Origin of the sequence: Streptomyces sp. S07_1.15 (assembly GCF_020739505.1) — a bacterium.
Classification (GTDB): domain Bacteria; phylum Actinomycetota; class Actinomycetes; order Streptomycetales; family Streptomycetaceae; genus Streptomyces; species Streptomyces xinghaiensis.
The window spans coordinates 1012922-1030919 of sequence record NZ_JAJBZK010000001.1; the positions used below are offsets into that span (position 1 = coordinate 1012922).

18 protein-coding genes are annotated in these 17998 nt (G+C 69.7%); 14 read left to right on the forward strand and 4 right to left on the reverse strand.

The window, feature by feature from the left end; translation table 11 throughout:
* Positions 1–306: 306 nt before the first annotated feature.
* Positions 307–1890, reverse strand: a complete 1584-nt coding sequence (locus LIX60_RS04395; protein ID WP_308101089.1) for an aldehyde dehydrogenase (NADP(+)) — start codon at positions 1888–1890, stop codon at positions 307–309.
* Positions 1891–2006: 116 nt separating this feature from the next.
* On the opposite strand from LIX60_RS04395, the gene LIX60_RS04400 reads away from it, so the two are divergent.
* The 12 genes from LIX60_RS04400 to LIX60_RS04455 all read left to right on the forward strand — a co-directional run bounded on the left by LIX60_RS04400 (position 2007) and on the right by LIX60_RS04455 (position 13928).
* Positions 2007–3173, forward strand: coding sequence for an FAD-binding oxidoreductase (locus LIX60_RS04400; protein WP_227957284.1), 1167 nt, complete (start codon positions 2007–2009; stop codon positions 3171–3173).
* The gene (locus LIX60_RS04405) at positions 3170–3424 is read left to right on the forward strand and encodes a (2Fe-2S)-binding protein (RefSeq protein WP_019710709.1); all 255 of its coding nucleotides are present in this window, start codon (positions 3170–3172) and stop codon (positions 3422–3424) included. The genes LIX60_RS04400 and LIX60_RS04405 overlap by 4 nt, the downstream gene beginning before the upstream one ends.
* Positions 3417–4850, forward strand: a complete 1434-nt coding sequence (locus tag LIX60_RS04410) for an NAD(P)/FAD-dependent oxidoreductase (protein WP_227957285.1) — start codon at positions 3417–3419, stop codon at positions 4848–4850. Before LIX60_RS04405 ends, LIX60_RS04410 begins: the two co-directional genes overlap by 8 nt.
* Positions 4851–4860: 10 nt before the next feature.
* Positions 4861–5757, forward strand: a complete 897-nt coding sequence (locus LIX60_RS04415; RefSeq protein WP_227957286.1) for a dihydrodipicolinate synthase family protein — start codon at positions 4861–4863, stop codon at positions 5755–5757.
* Positions 5758–5759: 2 nt separating this feature from the next.
* Positions 5760–6761, forward strand: a complete 1002-nt coding sequence (locus tag LIX60_RS04420; RefSeq protein WP_227957287.1) for a proline racemase family protein — start codon at positions 5760–5762, stop codon at positions 6759–6761.
* 416 nt (positions 6762–7177) lie between these two features.
* Positions 7178–8329, forward strand: a complete 1152-nt coding sequence (locus LIX60_RS04425) for a branched-chain amino acid ABC transporter substrate-binding protein (RefSeq protein WP_019710713.1) — start codon at positions 7178–7180, stop codon at positions 8327–8329.
* Between the two features lie 76 nt (positions 8330–8405).
* A complete protein-coding gene (locus LIX60_RS04430; protein WP_019710714.1) occupies positions 8406–9305 on the forward strand; it encodes a branched-chain amino acid ABC transporter permease in 900 nt (299 codons plus the stop codon).
* Positions 9305–10405: a branched-chain amino acid ABC transporter permease gene (locus LIX60_RS04435; RefSeq protein ID WP_227957288.1), complete on the forward strand. Its 1101-nt coding sequence runs from the start codon at positions 9305–9307 to the stop codon at positions 10403–10405. The genes LIX60_RS04430 and LIX60_RS04435 overlap by 1 nt, the downstream gene beginning before the upstream one ends.
* Positions 10402–11241 carry an ABC transporter ATP-binding protein gene (locus tag LIX60_RS04440; protein WP_227957289.1) on the forward strand — a complete coding sequence of 280 codons (840 nt, stop codon included), beginning with the start codon at positions 10402–10404 and terminating at the stop codon, positions 11239–11241. The genes LIX60_RS04435 and LIX60_RS04440 overlap by 4 nt, the downstream gene beginning before the upstream one ends.
* Complete coding sequence (locus LIX60_RS04445) at positions 11238–11951, forward strand: ABC transporter ATP-binding protein (protein ID WP_039823084.1); 714 nt, start codon at positions 11238–11240, stop codon at positions 11949–11951. The genes LIX60_RS04440 and LIX60_RS04445 overlap by 4 nt, the downstream gene beginning before the upstream one ends.
* A 4-nt stretch (positions 11952–11955) precedes the next feature.
* Complete coding sequence (locus LIX60_RS04450) at positions 11956–12999, forward strand: proline racemase family protein (protein WP_227957290.1); 1044 nt, start codon at positions 11956–11958, stop codon at positions 12997–12999.
* The gene (locus tag LIX60_RS04455) at positions 12996–13928 is read left to right on the forward strand and encodes an ornithine cyclodeaminase family protein (protein WP_227957291.1); all 933 of its coding nucleotides are present in this window, start codon (positions 12996–12998) and stop codon (positions 13926–13928) included. Before LIX60_RS04450 ends, LIX60_RS04455 begins: the two co-directional genes overlap by 4 nt.
* A 405-nt stretch (positions 13929–14333) precedes the next feature.
* On the opposite strand, the gene LIX60_RS04460 is transcribed toward LIX60_RS04455, so the two are convergent.
* The 3 genes from LIX60_RS04460 to LIX60_RS04470 are packed head-to-tail and all read right to left on the reverse strand — an operon-like array spanning position 14334 to position 16028.
* The gene (locus tag LIX60_RS04460; RefSeq protein ID WP_227957292.1) at positions 14334–15170 is read right to left on the reverse strand and encodes a BN159_2729 family protein; all 837 of its coding nucleotides are present in this window, start codon (positions 15168–15170) and stop codon (positions 14334–14336) included.
* A complete protein-coding gene (locus tag LIX60_RS04465; RefSeq protein ID WP_374117791.1) occupies positions 15167–15763 on the reverse strand; it encodes a sigma-70 family RNA polymerase sigma factor in 597 nt (198 codons plus the stop codon). Before LIX60_RS04465 ends, LIX60_RS04460 begins: the two co-directional genes overlap by 4 nt.
* The gene (locus LIX60_RS04470; RefSeq protein ID WP_265584796.1) at positions 15747–16028 is read right to left on the reverse strand and encodes a helix-turn-helix domain-containing protein; all 282 of its coding nucleotides are present in this window, start codon (positions 16026–16028) and stop codon (positions 15747–15749) included. Before LIX60_RS04470 ends, LIX60_RS04465 begins: the two co-directional genes overlap by 17 nt.
* 174 nt (positions 16029–16202) lie before the next feature.
* On the opposite strand from LIX60_RS04470, the gene LIX60_RS04475 reads away from it, so the two are divergent.
* Both LIX60_RS04475 and LIX60_RS04480 read left to right on the forward strand, forming a co-directional pair.
* Entirely contained in the window at positions 16203–16592 is a 390-nt protein-coding gene (locus LIX60_RS04475) for a helix-turn-helix domain-containing protein (protein ID WP_265584797.1), read from the forward strand.
* A 667-nt stretch (positions 16593–17259) separates the two neighbouring features.
* Complete coding sequence (locus tag LIX60_RS04480) at positions 17260–17649, forward strand: DUF2267 domain-containing protein (protein WP_227957294.1); 390 nt, start codon at positions 17260–17262, stop codon at positions 17647–17649.
* Positions 17650–17998: the final 349 nt, after the last annotated feature.

The window sequence follows — 17998 nt, forward strand, 5'->3', positions numbered from 1 at the left end:
TCACCCGGCTTGGCGAGAGCAGGTCGGCAGGGGTGGGCGCTGCCGTGCAGGTCACCGGCAAGGCTCCATCACAAGCCGGGCATGCCTGACCCGGGCCGGGTGCCGCGTCGACGTGCGGCCGACAAGCCGCCGCTGCACGAGTTGCCGCGCACCCCGGAAGCCACGGCCGCTCGGAACCGCCCTACCGGCCGCCCTGGACAACAAGCGGCCCGTGACTGCGAGGCCCTGGCCCGTGGCGCGGGCAACCTCTTCAAAGGCTCGCATCCCTGTATGTGTCCGGCGCCGCGGCAGGAGTTCGGTGTGCCGTTACCTGGACCGCGGCTCCAGCACGCCGTCGATGAGGCGGGTGACGCCCAGCGGGTTGCCGGCACGCAGTTCCTCGGGCAGGAGTGCATCGGGGAACGACTGGTAGCAGACGGGCCGGAGCCAGCGTTCGATCGCCAGGGTCCCGACACTGGTCGTACCGGGCGAGGACGTCGCGGGCCACGGACCACCGTGCACCATGGCGTGGCAGACCTCGACCCCCGTCGGCCAACCGCCCCACAGGATGCGCCCGGCTCGCTCTTCCAGCACCGGCAGGACCCGCTCGGCCGTCGCCAGGTCGGCGTCGGTCCCGTGCAGGGTGGCCGTCAACTGCCCCTCGATCTGTTCCAGCAGAGCAAGGAGCTCATCGGCCCCGGACCACCGCACGACGAGCCCGGCGGCACCGAAGACCTCACCCGAGAGGTCCTCGTGGCTCGCGTACGTCGCCGCGTCGCATTCCAGGACCGCGGAGCTCGGCGCGTACGGGCTCTCACCGGGCACACCCTGTGCCACCACGGAGACACCGTCGACGGCCGCCCACCGCCGAGTCCCCTTGGTGTACGCCTCTGCGATCCCGGGGGTGATCATGACCTGTCCGGTCGTGCCGGCCACGGCCTGGGCCACGGCCGTGCAGAAGGCGTCACCTGCTGTGCCCGACGGCAGCAGCAGGAGACCGGGGTTCGTGCAGAACTGGCCTGACCCGTTGGTCAGTGACGACACGTACGCGGTGGCAAGCGGTGCGGGATCGGACAGGGCGCCGTCAAGGACGATCACAGGGTTGACCGCCGACATCTCGGCATGGACCGGGATGGGCACGGGTCGGGCGTTCGCGGCCTCGACCAGCGCGAGCCCTCCGCTCCGGGAACCGGTGAATCCGACGGCCGTAATCCGCGGATCGCGCACCAGCGCCTGGCCGACCTGGGTACCGCGGCCGACCAGCAACGAGAAGACACCGGCGGGCATGCCGGTGCGCTCGCCGGCAGCGGTGATGGCACGGGCGACGAGTTCGCATGTGCCCGGATGAGCCGGGTGCGCCTTGGCAATGACCGGGCAGCCGGCGGCGAGCGCGGAGGCCGTGTCACCGCCGGCGACGGAGAAGGCCAACGGGAAATTGCTCGCGCCGAACACGGCGACGGGACCGAGAGGGATCCTGCGCAGGCGCAGGTCCGCTCGAGGAAGTGGCTGACGCTCGGGGAGCGCGGGGTCGACACGGACTCCCAGCGCATCCCCGCTTCGGACGAGGTCGGCGAACATGCGCAACTGGCCGCAGGTGCGTCCGCGTTCGCCGGTCAGGCGGTCCAGCGGCAGCCCGGACTCGCTGGCCGCGAGCCGCAGGAGGGCGTCGCCGAGTGCCTCGATCTCCTCCGCGCAGGCGTCGAGGAAGGCAGCTCGCCGAGGCGCGGGCAGGGCACGGTAGTCGCGCGCGGCCGAGGAGGCCGCCTGGGCTGCCTGCCCAACCTGGTCCGGCGAGGCGTCCCGCAACCGGGGTCCCTGCGGCTCAGCCGTGGCGGCCACAATGCTCCGCCACGTTTCTCCCGTCCCGGGAACGTCCCGGCCGGCCACGATTGAGCTTCCCGTCAGGTTCACAGTTCTCCATCCCTCGCCCGTGCAGGACAAAAGTCATATCGGTGTGGTCGTTGTCTCAGCTCGCTCTGACGTATAGCCTAGGCAATAACATGTGACATTGCACAGAGGGAGAGCCGATGACCCTGAAGGTCCTCGTCGTGGGCGCGGGTGTCGTCGGCGCCGCCTGCGCCTTCCACGCCAGCTTGGCGGGCCTCGATGTCACGATCATCGACCGCGGCCCCGTCGGTGCCGGGACGACAAGTCGCGGAGAGGGCAACATCCTCCTCTCCGACAAGGAACCGGGGCCCGAACTCGAGCTGGCCCACCTGAGCCGTGCGCTCTGGGACGAGGCCGGCGAGGAACTCGGGGCGGACTCCCTCGAGTTCGAGTCCAAGGGCGGCCTGGTCGTCGCGAGCACGGACGAAGGTCTCCCGGCGCTCCGCGCATTCGCCGAGCGGCAGGCGGCGGCCGGCGTCCTTATCGAGCCGGTCGATCGCGTACACGACCTCGAACCCCACCTCTCACCTGGGATCCCCGGCGGGGTCCATTACCCGCAGGATGCCCAAGTGCAGCCTGTTCTCGCAGCGGCCGCACTGCTGCGCGCCGCCGTGGCGCGTGGCGCGCGCTTCCATACGGGCGAGGTCGCCGCCGCAGTGACCGACCGGCACATCAGGGTCACCGGCATCCGGACGACGGCCGGAGACGTCCTGCCCGCCGACGCCGTCGTCAACGCTGCTGGGACGTGGGGCGGTGAGGTCGGCCGCCGACTGGGTGCGCCCATCGAGGTGCTGCCACGCCGGGGCTTCGTCCTCGTGACCGAACCGCTGCCACCGATGGTCCGGCACAAGGTCTACTCGGCCGACTACGTCGCCAACGTCGCCTCGTCCGACGCCGGACTGGAGACCTCGTGCGTTGTCGAGGGCACGCGGGGCGGCACGATCCTCATCGGTGCCAGCCGGGAACGCGTCGGCTTCGACACGACGATGAACCCCGCCGTGGTCACCAAACTTGCCGCGCAGGCGTGCCGGTTGTTCCCCTTCCTGAGTGAGGTCCAGGTAATCCGCGCCTACCGCGGGTTCCGGCCGTACTGCCCGGATCACCTGCCGGTCATCGGTCCCGACCCGCGGGTCCCGGGGGTTGTCCATGCATGCGGTCACGAGGGCGCGGGCATCGGTCTCGCCCCCGCAACGGGTGCGCTCGTGACCGCCCACCTGCTGGGCCGTCCCTGGCACGGCGCCGATCCGGCAGCGCACGCCGGCCTTCTGCCCGACCGCTTCTTCACCTCCGGAGGTGGGTCAGAGTGAGCGAGATCATCGTCGATGGAAGGCCACTGGCGTTCATCGAGGGACAGACCGTTGCCGCAGCCCTCGTGGCCGCGGGCCGGGTCGCCTGGCGCACCACCCGCATCGGGCACCGCCCGCGCGGCGTGTTCTGCGGGATCGGCGTCTGCTTCGACTGCCTGGTGACGATTGACGGAGCCGGTGGGCAGCGTGCCTGTCTGGTACCGGCGCGTCCGGGCATGACCGTCACGACCGGGGAGGGTGACGATGAGTGAATCAGCGGATCTCATTGTTGTGGGTGCGGGTCCGGCCGGTATGGCCGCGGCGGTCACGGCTCTGGCCGGCGGGCTGCGCGTCATCCTCGTCGACTCGGGCACCGCCGTCGGAGGTCAGTTCTGGCGGCATCCGCCCGAGCACGCGCGGTCGGCGATCCGGACAGAAGATCTCCACCACAAACTGCGGGATTACCATGCGCTCTCCCGTGCGCTGTCGGCAGGCCGGGCGAAGGGCCGGCTTGGACTGCGCCTGGCGCACCACGTGTGGTCCGCCGTCCGCGAGGGCGACGGATTCGCGGTCCGCGCGGTCGATCGGCGCGAGGTGCCCGAGGAGACCGCCGTGGTCCTGCGCGCACCGAGGTTGCTCGTGGCCACCGGGGCCTACGACCGGCAACTGCCGTTCCCCGGGTGGGACCTGCCGGGTGTACTCACCGTCGGCGGCCTCCAGGCGCTGCTCAAGGGCGGCGGAGTCGCGGCCGGGAGCCGCGTGGCGCTGGGCGGCACCGGCCCGTTCCTGCTGCCGGTGGCCGCAGGCCTCGCGAAACGCGGAGTCGAGGTGGTCGCGGTGTGCGAGGCGGCCCACCCGCTGGCGTGGCTGCGGCACCCGGGTCCGCTTCTGGGCAACCCGGGCAAGTGGGTTGAGGGTGCCCGGTACGCCGCGGCCCTTGCGCGCCACGGCATCCGGGTCCGACCGCGCACGGCGATTGTCGGCGCCGAAGGGGGCGACCGGGTGACCTCGGTCCGGATTGCCTCACTGGCGCACGACGGTAGTCCGCGCCCGGGCACGGAACGACGGGTCGAGGTCGATGCCGTCGGCGTCGGCTGGGGTTTCACACCTCAGCTCGACCTGCTCATCCCCCTCGGCTGTGAGCTCACGGGTTCCGAGGACGGCAACGCGGTCGTCGCGGTCGACGACGGGCAGCGCACCACCGTCCCCGGATGCTATGCCGCGGGTGAGGCGTGCGGTGTGGGCGGCGCCCCCCTTGCGGTGGGTGAGGGGCGCCTTGCCGCCGAGTCGGTTCTCGCCGATTCCGGAGCGGCTCCCGTGCTGGGGAAGAAGCGTCTGGCCAGGGTGCGCGCCACGGTGGCCAGGCAACGTGCCTTCGCGCGGGCGATGAGCCTTGCTCACCCGATCCCGCCGGCATGGTCCTCGTGGCTGACCGACGAGACCGTGGTGTGCCGGTGCGAGGAGGTGACCGCGGGCGCGGTCCGGGCCGCCTGCACCGGCAGCGGGGCATGTGATCACCGGCAGGTCAAGCAGCTGACCCGGGCCGGTATGGGCTGGTGCCAGGGGCGGATGTGCGGACCGGCGGTCCACTGCCTCGCATCACAGGAGCGGGCCTACGTGCCCGCGGAACGACTCGTCGCGACGCCCGTCACCCTCGGTGCGCTCGGCGACTTCGAAAAATACAGTGAAAACCGATAAAGGAGTATTCATGAGCGAGACTCGCAAGCCCTGGCACGGCGTCATCGTCGCGACGAGCCTGCCGTTCAACGACGACCTCACGGTGGACTTCGGCGCCTACGGGGAGAGCGTCTCCTGGCTCGCCGAGCAGGGGCTGCACGGTGTCGCGCCGAGCGGTTCGCTGGGCGAGTACCAGACCCTGACGTACGAGGAGCGCGACCGCGTCGTCGAAGCGGCCGTTGCGAACGCCCCCGAGGGGTTCACCGTGATGCCGGGCGTCGGCGCCTATGGCGGTGGCGAGGCCCAGCGGCATGCCCAGTTCGCCAAGGACGCAGGCTGCCAGGCCGTCATGTGCCTGCCGCCCAACGCCTACCGCGCCGACGACCGCGCAGTCCTCGAACACTTCGAGCTGGTGGCCTCGGTCGGCCTTCCCGTCACCGCGTACAACAACCCCGTCGACACCAAGGTCGACCTGCGCCCGGAGCTGCTGGCCAAGTTGCACGCCGAGGGTTTCATCGTCGGCGTCAAGGAGTTCTCCGGTGATGTCCGGCGGTGCTACGAGATCTCCGAGCTCGCACCCGGCCTCGACCTCATGATCGGCACCGACGACACGGTCCTGGAGGTCGGCATAGCCGGCGCCAAGGGCTGGGTTGCCGGTTACCCTCAGGTCTTTCCCCAGGCCTGTCTCGCGCTGTACAACGCCTCGGTCACCGGTGACCTCGAGACGGCTCTGCCGCTCTACCGTCAGCTGCACCCGGTTCTGCGGTGGGACAGCAAGACGGAGTTCATCCAGGCCATCAAGCTCGGCCAGGAGATGATCGGCCGACGCGGTGGCGCGTGCCGCCCGCCGCGGCAGGCACTCAGCCCGGAGACGGAGGTCGTCGTGCGCGGCGCCACCCAGGCCCTCATCGACGCCGGAGTCAACTGACGATGCGCTCGACTGTCTGTTACCACGCTGTCGACTCACACACTGAGGGGATGCCGACCCGTGTGATCACGGGTGGCGTCGGCGTCATCCCCGGGGCGACCATGTTCGAGCGGCGGCAGCGGTTCGTAGCAGAACGGGAGGACCTGCGCACCCTGCTCATGTACGAACCGCGCGGGCACGCGTCGATGTCCGGGGCCATCTTGCAGCCCCCGACCCGGCCGGACGCCGACTTCGGCGTGCTGTACATCGAGGTCTCCGGATGCCTGCCCATGTGCGGGCACGGGACCATCGGCGTCGCGACGGTCCTCGTCGAGACGGGGATGGTCGAGGTCGCAGAGCCGGAGACCCTGGTCCGTCTCGACACACCAGCGGGGCTGGTCACAGCCCGGGTGCGGGTCCGTGACGGCCACGCCGAGTCGGTGACCCTGGAGAATGTCGCATCGTACTGCCACGCTCTCGATCAGGTGGTGGATGTCGAGGGGTACGGGCCGGTGCGGTACGACATCGCCTACGGCGGCAACTTCTACGCCATCGTCCGGCTGGAGGATCTCGGCATTCCCTTCGACCGGGCGGAGAAGCAGCGGCTGCTCGATGCCGGACTGTCCATCATGAAGGCGATCAACACCCAGAACCCGGTGGCCCACCCGGAGAATCCCCAGATCAACGTGTGCCACCACGTCTATCTTGAAGCCCCCGGATCGACTGCTGAGCACTCGCGGCACGCGATGGCGATTCACCCAGGTTGGTTCGACCGGTCTCCCTGTGGCACGGGTACCAGCGCCCGGATGGCGCAGCTGCACGCACGAAGGCAGTTGCTGGTCGGCCAGGAGTTCGTCAACGAGTCGTTCATCGGATCCCGGTTCGTCGGCCAGGTTCTCGGCGAGACGACGGTCGGGGGCCGGCCAGGCATCCTGCCATCCGTTGCGGGACGCGCGTGGATCACCGGAACCGCGCAGTACATGCTCGACCCTTCCGACCCCTACCCGGCCGGTTTCACACTCTGAGTGAACTCGTATGCCGCCCACGCGGCATACGAGACGGCCAAAAGTCACGCGTCTATCACAAGTGTCGACAAAGCTCGCACCTCAGGGCGTCGACAGCTATCGTTTGTGCAATGTCACACATCACAGCATGTGTGCATGACATCGACCCAGGCGGAGTTACGCGCCCACCCCAGCGGAACTCTCAGCCCAAAACACCCGCCTCCACCTGTGCAATGTCACACATTACAGAGGCGTGGCGTTCCGCAGCAGATCCACGCGCCACCACAAGTGCCGGCGCCTTCCCTTCCACGGCCCCAAGACAGCCTCTGTGCAATGCCGCACATCGCATGCACGTGCGTGGCATTGCCGCAGCCGGGGAGCAACCTCGGCCAACGGACGGTCCGCCCGCCGGCGGATCACGCGAGATGGAGTAAGGCATGACCCTCATTCGTCGCGGCACCATGGCGGCGGCCGCCATGGCACTCGGGCTCACCATCACTGCATGTGGCGGCAGTCTCACCCAGGACAATTCCGGAGGCGACAGTTCCGGCACCATCAAGCTCGGCATGCTCACGCCGCTGACCGGCAGCTCGGCCGCCATCGGCCCCTACATGAAGGATGGAGCCCAGCTCGCAGTCGACGAGATCAACGCCAAGGGCGGGGTCGACGGCCGCAAGCTCTCGCTCACCGTCGAGGACGAGGCATGCGACCCGAAGACGGCCGCCGCCGGCGCCGCCAAACTCGTCAGTGCCGGCATCGACATCTCGGTCGGTGGCTACTGTTCCTCGGCGACTCTGCCGACGCTGAGCATCTTCGGCAAGGCCCACATCCCCATGCTCATCCCGGCCGCCAACTCCGCCGACCTGGTCTCCCAGAAGCAGCAGAACGTCTTCCTGCTCAACGGCACGGGCATCCAGCAGGCGGAAGCCGCGTCGAAGTTCATCAAGGCGGCGGGCAGCAAGGGCGTCGCCCTGGTAGATGACAACACCTCGTACTCCACTGACATCACCAAGCGGACCGAAGAGGGTCTGAAGCAGTCCGGCGTTGAGGTCGTCAACCACCAGTCGGTCACCGCGGGCGAGTCGGACTACTCCGGTGCCATCAACGCGGTGCTGGACTCAAAGGCGGACTTCATCTACTGGACGGGGTACTACCAGGAGGGCGGCCTGCTTATCAAGCAGCTCAAGGCCGCGGGTTACAAGGGCGAAATCATGGTTGCGGACGGTTCGGTCGACGCCAAACTGATCCAGATCGCCGGACAGAAAAACGCGCAGGGCGTATTCGCGACGATGACTCAGACGCCGCAGACCATTCCCGGTGGCGAGGCCTGGGTCGCCAAGTACAAGGAAAAGTTCGGCTCCGAGCCCGGTCCCTACTCAACGCAGGCATACGACGCGGTGCGCGTCGCCGCGGAGGCGGTCAGGAAGGCAGGCTCCACCGACGGCCAGGCCGTCACCAGCGCGCTCGAGCAGATCGACGGCCTCGAGATCTTCTCCGGCCCGCTGAAGTTCACGGCCCAGCACACGCTGAGCGCCGGCGGCTTCGACATCCTCGTCGTCAGAGACGACAACTTCGTCCTGAATAAGTGACGTCGGCCGGGTGGCCAGCCAACACCGGCCGGCCACCCGCGCGTCGCTGCTTCCCTTCACGCACCGGGAATCTTGCATGGACCACTTCGCCCAACTCGTGCTCAGCGGCCTGTTCGTCGGCTCGTTCTACGCCCTGGTCGCACTCGGCTACTCGATGGTCTACGGGATCATCAAACTGCTCAACTTCGCTCACGGGGACATCTACATGCTCGGAGCGTTCGCCGGCTTCACCGTGCTCAGCGTCGGTGCCGGTGCGCTCGGCGGTGGATTCTTCGCGCTCATCACCATCATGATCGTCGCGATGATCGCTACCGGTACCTTCGGCATGGTCCTGGAGCGGACGGCCTACCGCCCGCTGCGGAGCGCGCCCCGGCTGTCCGTCCTCATCACCGCTGTCGGCGCGAGTTTCGCGCTCGAGTACGGCATCGCAGTCGCCTTCGGCCCGACCCCGGAGGTGTACCAGATCGGCATCCACGGTGGCACGCTGGACCTCGCAGGCGCGCGCATGACCTATGCGCAGCTGGCGATGATGGCGATCGCGGTCGTGCTCATGATCGCCCTCGACACCCTGGTCCGGAAGACCCGTTCGGGCCGCGCGATGCGGGCAATCTCGCAGGACCCCAAGGCCTGCCTACTCATGGGGATCAACGTCGACCGGGTCATCTCGCGGACCTTCTTTCTCGGGTCGGCGCTGGCCGGCGCCGCGGGCGTCATGGCCGGTGCGTACTACGGGAAGATCGACTTCCTGATGGGTTTCATCATCGGGCTCAAGGCATTCACCGCGGCGGTCATCGGCGGCATCGGGAACCTGCGCGGAGCCGTTCTCGGCGCGGTCGTACTCGGGTTGCTGGAGTCGTTCGGGGTCGCGTACCTCGGCAGCGAGTGGCGTGACGTCTTCGCGTTCGGTTTCCTCATCCTCTTCCTGACCGTGCGCCCGACAGGGCTGCTCGGCGAGCGTGTCACGGAGCGTGTGTGATGAACGACGAGTCGACCCTGCGCGTCGGCGAGGAGGCCTCGGCCTACGTCAACGCCGTGGAGGAGCGCGGGCCTGCGAACATCGCGCTCGCGGGCAAGGGAGTCGGGACGCCGAAGGCGAGCCGTGCGGCCATCGCTCAGGCGGCGTCGGGCGTGCTGGCGAGCAAGTGGCTCGGCCTCGGCGTGGCCGTTGCCGCGGTGGCACTGCCATACCTCAACTCCAGCACCTACACCATCCAGCTCGCCACGGACGCGCTCATCTTCGTGATGCTCGCGGTCGGGCTGAACATCGTGGTCGGCTACTGCGGGCTGCTCGACCTCGGGTACGCCGCGTTCTTCGCAGTCGGCGCGTACACCTCGGGCCTCCTGGCGACAGGCTTCGGTTGGCCGGTGATCGCGACCATCCCCGTGGTCGTGCTCGCCGCGATCATCAGCGGACTCCTCATCGGCGGTCCGACGCTTCGACTGCGCAGCGACTACCTGGCCATCGTCACCCTCGGTTTCGGGGAGATCATCCGCATCACGGCGAACAACCTCGACTTCACCGGCGGACCGAACGGCTTGTACGGCATCCCCGACTTCGGCGATTTCGGCCTGCGTGCCGACATCGCCCTCTACTGGGTCACCGCGGTCGTGGTCTGTGTCGCGGTGCTGTTCTCGAGCCGGCTCGGGCGCGGCCGGATCGGCCGGGCGTGGCGGTTCGTCCGCGAGGACGAGGACGCCGCCGAGGCCATGGGCATCCACACCTACAAGGTGAAGTTCGCGGCCTACATCGCCGGCGCGGTCTTCGGCGGCATCGCGGGAGTGCTGTTTGCGGCACATCAGACAGCGATCTCTCCGCCGAGCTTCAACTTCCTGTGGTCGGCGCTCATTCTGATGGCCGTCGTCCTCGGTGGTATGGGGTCCACGCCGGGTGTCGTGATCGGGGCTCTCGCGATCTCGCTGTTGCCCGAGCTGCTGCGCGGCGCGGAGAACTGGCGTTATCTCATCTTCGGTCTGCTGCTGATCGTCTTCATGATCTTCCGCCCGCAGGGACTGCTGCCGGCCCGTAGCGGCGAGCCGAGGCGGCACGGGCGCCGAGCCCAGGGAGGTGCGTCGTGAGCAGGGTGCTCCTCGACGTGAAGGACATGGCGGTCTCGTTCGGCGGAGTACGTGCCGTCGACGGCCTGAGGTTCTCCGTCCACGAAGGCGAGGTGCTCTCGGTCATCGGTCCGAACGGTGCCGGCAAGACGAGTGCCTTCAACTGCATCACGGGCTTCTACCGGCCTTCGGCGGGCTCGGTGACGTTCGGCGGAACCGACATCACGGGGAAGCGGCCGGCTGTGATCGCCGCGAGCGGGATCGCGCGGACGTTCCAGAACCTCCGGCTGTTCGGCGACCTGACGGTGCTGGACAACGTGCGGGCCGGCATGCACGTCCGTATCAAGCAGAATTTTCTCGACGCGATGCTGCACACACCGCGCTACTGGCGTGGCGAGGACGCGGCCACCGCCGAGGCGCACAAGTGGCTGGACTTCGTCGGGATGGAGTACGACCGGACCGCGCAGATCCGCAACCTCCCGTACGGCGAGCAGCGGCGCGTCGAGATCGCCCGAGCCCTGGCCCGTGAGCCCCGGATGCTTCTGCTCGACGAGCCGGCGGCCGGACTCAACCATGGGGAGAAGGCACAACTGCTCGATCTCATGCGGCGCATCGCCCGCCTCGGGATCGCGGTGGTCCTGATCGAGCACGACATGGGCCTGGTCATGGAGGTGTCCGAACGGATCGTCGTCCTGAGCTACGGCAAGGAGATCGCCGAGGGCACGCCGGTGGCGATCAGGAGGAACCCGGCGGTCATCGAGGCATACCTCGGTGCGGAGGACGAGGAGGCGCACGCGGAGGCAGAGCGTATCGCGGCCGAAGGGGGTTCGGGTGGCACGGCGGAGGTGGAGTGGTGAAGACAATCCTTGACATCAAGGGCCTTGAGGTCGCCTACGGCAAGGTGGAAGCCCTCAGGGGACTCGACCTCACCGTCGGCGAGAACGAGATCGTCGCGCTGCTGGGGAACAACGGCGCCGGCAAGTCCACGACGGTCTCAACGATATCCGGCGTGGTGCGGTCCCGGGCCGGGACCGTCACGGCGTACGGAGAAGACATCACGGCGGCAACTCCCTGGTCTGTCGTCGAGCGCGGAATCGTGCACGTGCCCGAGGGCCGGCGGATCTTCTCACGGCTGACAGTGCATGAGAACCTTCAGCTCGGCGGCTACACCGTGCGCGACAGCTTGTCGATCGACAAACGGATCGATCAGGTCTACGAACTGTTCCCGCGCATGGCCGAGCGCCGGAACCAGCAGGGTGGCACCCTCTCCGGCGGTGAGCAGCAGATGCTGGCGATCGGCCGGGCGATGGTCGCCGGGCCCCGGCTGATCATGCTGGACGAGCCGTCGATGGGGCTGGCCCCGCTGGTCGTGGCTCACGTCATGGACGCCATCGTGTCGATCAACCGGGCAGGCACGTCGGTTCTGCTCATCGAGCAGAATGCACGGGCCGCCCTCAAGATCGCCCACCGCGGTTATGTCATCGACTCCGGCCGCGTGACGGTGACCGGGCCGGCTGCCGAGCTGCGCGCCGACCCACAGGTCGTCGAGGCCTACCTTGGAGCGTGAGCGGATGAGAAGGAGGGACCCGATCGAGACGATCGACTGGCATACCGGGGGTGAACCGTTCCGCATCGTGCCGAACAGCCCCGCCGCAGTGACCGGTTACGGACTGACCGTCGCAGAGCGCCGGATCGTGGCGATGGAGAGCGAGGAGGTGCAGTGGATGCGGGCGCTGCTGTGCAGCGAGCCCCGCGGTCACGCGGACATGTACGGCGGTTTCCTGGTTCCACCGGACGACGCCGACGCCCACCTCGGTGTCCTCTTCTGGCACAAGGACGGGTTCTCCACGGCATGCGGACACGGCACGATCGCCCTTGGGGCCTGGGCAGTCACCTCCGGCCGGGTTCCGGCCCCCGCCAACGGAGTGACGGACGTCGTGGTCGACGTCCCCTCGGGGCGCGTCACGGCGAGCGTCCGCACCAGCGGGGGCGTGGTCGAGGAAGTGACGTTCACGAATGTCGCCGGCCATGTCCACGCGGGCGGCGTGGAGGTCGCGACCTCGCGTGGGACGGTCAGCGTCGACATCGGGTTCGGCGGTGCGATGTATGCCGTGCTGCCGGCAGAGGCGGTCGGCCTGCGAGTGCGCCCGCAGGAGGTGACGAAGCTCATTGCGGTGGGCCGCGAAATCCGCGATGCGCTCAACGCTGCCGGCGCCGCCGAGCACCCCAGCGATGCCCGGTTGTCCGGGGTCTACGGGACGGTCTTCACCGAGGAGGCCTCCCCTCCGCGGCTGCGGGCCGACGGCGGCCGGCAGTTGCACCAGCGCAACCTCACGGTGTTCGCCGATGGTGAGGTCGACCGATCCCCGTGTGGTTCGGGCACCTCGGCCAGAGTCGCGCTGCTCGCCGCCACCGGGGAACTGCAGTCCGGTGACGAGCTGCGGCACGAGTCCGTGGTGGGCTCCGTGTTCCGCGCGCGGATCGCGGAACGGACCACGGCACACGGACTTCCGGCGGTCGTCACGGCGGTGACGGGCACGGCCCATGCGATCGGGACGTGCCGGTTCACCGTCGATCCCCGCGACATGCTCGTTCCCGGATTCGTGCTGCGATGAGCGCCGTTCTCGATGCCGAGGACGTCTTCGCGCTCGGTTACACCGCCGCCGTGGCTGCGGTCCGCGACGCACTGGCTGCAGGGCTCGATCCGGACCACGACGTGCCGCGCAGCGTCCTCGCTCTGACCAACGGCCAAGGGCTGCTCATGCCGTCGGAAGCCGGCGGCTGGTTCGGGGTGAAGGTCGCCACCGTCGCTCCGGGCAACGCCGCACGTGGCCAGCGGCGGATCAACGCGACGTACCTCCTGCACGACAGTGAGACGCTGACTCCCGCCGCGATCCTCGACGGAATCGCACTGACGACCCTGCGCACACCCGCAGTCTCGGTCGGGGCCTGTCTGGACCGGCTGCGCGTTCTTGCGGACTCCTCCGCCGACGGGCTGCGACTCGTGGTCTTCGGGACGGGCCCGCAGGGCGAGGGACACGTGCGCACGATCCAGGCGCACGCGCCCCTCGCCGACGTCACGGCCGTGACGCGCCGCGGCGGTGCGACCCCGCTCTGGGCAGACCGTCACGTTGCCTCGGATGACGCGGCGGTCGCCGGTTGTGTTCGCAACGCCGACGTCATCGTCACAGCGACCTCGGCCTGCCAGCCGGTCGTGGACGGACGTCTCGTACGCGACTCAGCAGTCGTGCTGGCCGTCGGTTCCCATGAACCGTCCGTGCGGGAGCTCGACGGTGTGCTCATGGGCCGTGCAACGGTCATCGTCGAGAGCCGAAACGTCGCACTCCGCGAGGCCGGGGACGTCATCCTCGCGGTGCAGGAAGGCAGGTTCGACCCGAATTCCCTGGTGCCCATGGCCGATCTGCTCGGCGCGGGAGCCACAGCTCTCCCCGGTGACCGCCCAACGGTCGTGAAAACGTCCGGGATGGCGTGGGAGGACCTGGTCGTTGCCGTCGCAGCCTACCGGCAGTGGCGTGAAGCGTGAACCGCCCCCGAGTTCGACAGGAAGGGCGTGGCATGACTCGATCCTTTCGCGAAATCGAGTGGTGGTGGTCTTCACTCGAACCGGGGCAGTTCACCACCGAAAGTCAGCCAGAGCCGCCTAATTGACAGGCCCCGGCAGCGGGAGGAAGGCCGGGCCCGGTTGCCACTCGGGGGTGGGACAAGGACGGGTCCGGCCCTCCGGACCGGCGGGGGTGAACGCGGTGCTCGGTCATCCCCGCCGGCGGATCGGCCGGCTGCCCGTCGCCCTAGGGGGTGCGCGACGGGCCGACGGCCCTGGGTACCGGTGCCGACAGGGGCGTTCCGGCACCGGTACTTTGAAAGGTTCACTACCACCGGGTGGGTCGTCCATGTACTGGGCAGGCCAATTCCGTGGAGTGGACGGAGCTCAGTCCGCGTCGTCGCCGGTGACCGGCGGCGACGCGTCGGCGTCCACGGGGGTGAGCGGTCCGGAGTGCCGGACGATGTCTTCCAACGTGCACACTTCCGTGCGGCCCCGCGCGGACAGCAGCGGCATTCCGCTTTTGTCGCGGATCCCGAGGAACAGCCAGTGGTTGCCGTTCCCGCCGTTCTCGGCCAGCGGCCGCGCCAGGTCGTAGACGCGGCCCCAGAGACAGTAGGGCCGCACCGCCTCCTGGTAGGCCGCGTGGAGCAGCCGCGGCACCTCGTGGGCGACGAGCCGCACCGGTACGTCGGCCCGTGTGCCGAAGGCCAGTTGGGCGTATCCGGCCGGCCGGGTGTCCTCCGCCGCGCCTGCGCCGATCCGGGAGAGCCACTGTTCCCAGTCGGCCAGGGTCCGGGCCCGGATGCAGACGACGACCCGGTCGTGGTCCTGCTCGACGGTGAGCACCTCCGGCCGCGTCCCGTAGCGGTCGACGAGATCCTCGAAGACCTTCTCTGCGCGGGCACAGCGGGCCTCCCACTCGGCCGGTGCCGGCAGCCGGGTCACCGTGCCGGGTTCCCGGGCGGTCTCGGAGGCCGGATCCGCCCGGCGCAGCACGATGCCCTGGTGCGGCAGCACGGCATCCGGAGGAGGGGACCCGGAGTCGGGAGGGCCGGGAACGGTCGCGCGGGGATCGATGCGACCCATGGCGTTGATGTCGGTGAGGAGCCCGGCCGCGTCCAGGTTGACCGCGATGCGCAGTTCCAGCTCCGGCCCGCTGTAGGCCGCCAGCGCCTTGCGGATGATCCGCAGCACGTGCGGGAGATTGGGGTTCAGGGTCATGCGGCCACCGCCGGGTGGCCGGCGGGGAGCGAGCGCGCCAGGCTCCGTACGGCTCGGTGGGTGAGGGTCTTGACCGCGCCCTCCCGTTTCCCCATGATTCGGGCCGTCTCGGCGACCGACATGCCCCGGCGGAAACGGAGGGTCACGCACTCCTGCTGCTGAGGGCTGAGCCGGCCGACGGCCGCCCAGAGGGCGGCATGCGCGTGGGCCTCGATGACCCGGTCCTCGGCCGCCCGCTCGTAGGCGTCGCTGTCGACCACCGTGCCGGGGAAGACCTCGCGCCGGGCCGGGCTCGACTTGTAGTGGTCGATGACGATGTTGCGGGCGATCACCATCAGCCAGGCGCCGAAAGCGCGGCCCTGGCAGGAGAACGTGCCGATACGGCGCAGGGCGCGGAGGAACGTCTCACTGGTGAAGTCCTCGGCGAGGGCGGTGTTGCGCACCCGGTGCCGGACGTAGGCGAACACCTGCCGGTGGTAGCGGTCGTAGAGGGTGGCGAAGGCCTCGGTATCCCCCTCGCGGGCGAGCGTGACGAGCCGACGCTCGGTGGCCGTGTGCAGGCGGGCGGCCCGGGGGTCATCCGGTGTGGTCACGGCGGTGCCTTCCTGGTCGGGGAGCGGGGACGGCGGGTCGCGGGGCGAGGATCCGGGTGTCGTCGGGCGGGAGGCCCAGAGCGGAGCGGAGGCGGCCGTAGGTGGCCGGACGCATCCGGCGTCTGGTGCCGACCTCGATGCGGCTGAGATAGCTGGCGGTGATGCCCACCCGCTCGGCGAGCTGGGGGATCTCGATACCGCTGCGCATGCGGAGTTCCCGGACGGCCGCCCCGTCCACGGGATACGTGGGTGAGGGACGCTGCATGGCGGAGAAATTAGCGGAAGTTAGCGGGCATGTCTAGCCGTAACTCGCGGATCATTTCGGCTAGTTGGCGCGATCCTCCGCTAACTAGCACGCACTTGGTAGTGCGTATGCCAAGTCCTAGCCGGTCCTAGCCGGTCCTGAGAGGATGGGCGCATGGTTCCCCACCTCGATCGTTTGGCAGAGCGCGTCACGCGGCGCCGGCTGGAACTCGGCCTCGGTGTCGAGCCCGCCGCCCGGTCCGCCGGCATCAGCAAGGACACCTGGAAACGGGTCGAGCGCGGCGCGCGGGTCCGTGACACCAGCTACGCGCACATGGAGCGCGCTCTGGGCTGGGCGCCGGGCAGTTGCCGCCTCGTCCTCTCCGGCGGGGAGCCGATTCCCGTGGAACGGGCGAAGGCCGATCCGGAAGTCGTCATCGCCTCACTCCCCAGGGAGGAGGTGGAGGCCAGCATCCGGCAGGCCCTCGAGAGCGCGGCGATCGCGGTCACCGATCTGCAGGCGAGCAAGATCCGGGAGATGAACGAGCGGGTGCTGGAGGACCTGCGCCGCAGAGGGCTGATCTGAGCGGACGGAGGGCGGGGGCGGCGGCTGGGGCCACGGCGCGGGCCCGGCCGGGAGCGGCGTGCTCCGCCGCGCCGCGGCGCTCTGCGGGATTCCTGCGTCCGGGGGCGACGGAAGTGGCACCATCGGACGGTCACTCGGGGGTTCTCCCACTCCTGAAAAGGGGGAACCATGCGCAGCACTCTGGTGATTGCTGACCACGGGCCGGCCTTCCGCGGATGGGTGGCCCGCACCCGAACAGGGCGGGAGGTGTGCGTCGCTCCGCCCACAGTCGGGACCGACCCGACGGCTCGGCAGGTCGTGCGGGAGTTGGTGACGCGACTCGGAGGAAACTGCACGATCTGCGCCGGCTGCTTCATCGGGAGGGAATGACCGGTCGGCCGGCTCACGGAAGACCCGGCGGCAGGGGTGCCTGCCGGACTGCCGTGGTGACCTGCCCGCCCGTCCGGTTCTCGCTCCCCGGTGCGCCCTCCGTACAGCCGTCCTGTGCCGTGCCCGGCCCAGGGCGGCTCTGCGTATCGCCGTCCCCTGGCATGCTCCGCAACCGTGCCCCGGTCGGCCCCTGGCACCTCAAGGCCATTTCGTTGCACACGGTGTGAATTGCCCGGGTCCGGTGGGCCTCCCCGCGGCCCGGCCCGGACGTCCGCCCGCACAAGGAGTGAGCCATCCCATGCCGTACGGAGCCTTCCTCGCAGCCGTGCGCGAGCGCGGCGGATACAGCGCGGACGAAGCGGACCGGGTCACCAGGGCCGTCCTCACCGCGTTGGGCACCCGGCTGACGCCCGATATCGCGGGTCATCTGGCCGACCAGCTGCCCGAGCCGCTGGCCGACATGATCAACGACGCGGAGGCCGCGGCCCGGGACTGGGGGGTGCGGACGTTCGTCGCCCATGTGGCCGAGGCCACCGGCGAGGACGAGGAGAGCGCCGAGGTGGCCGCCCGCGCGGTGCTGTCCACGCTGGCCGACCGGATCGGCCGCGGTGAGCGGGAAAACGCGCTGCTCAGCCGGCTGCCCGCGGAGCACGCCGGCCTCTTCGGCCATCCCGAACTGGCCAGCTGACGAAACCCGGCCGCCGGACTCCGGCGGTAGGAACTCCGGCGGTGCGGGCCCCGGCAGTGCGCCGGGGCCCAGCCGGGCGGCTCAGCCGGGGGGCCGGTCCCGCGCCCTCCCCGGGCCCGTCCCCGTCTCCGTCCCGGCCCACGCCGTCCTCCGCACCATCGGGCCGCCCCGCCAGGAACGTGTGCACGATCCCGCGCTGCCAGCCCGTCACCGGGGCGGTCCGCACCGGCGACAGACCCGCCCGCACGAGCCGGTCGCAGAAGGCACCGGCGGTGTCTCGAAGTCCAGCACGCTGCGCCACAGATGGCGGTAGAGCGAGGCGTCGCCTCGCGGCAGTGACCCGGCCGGG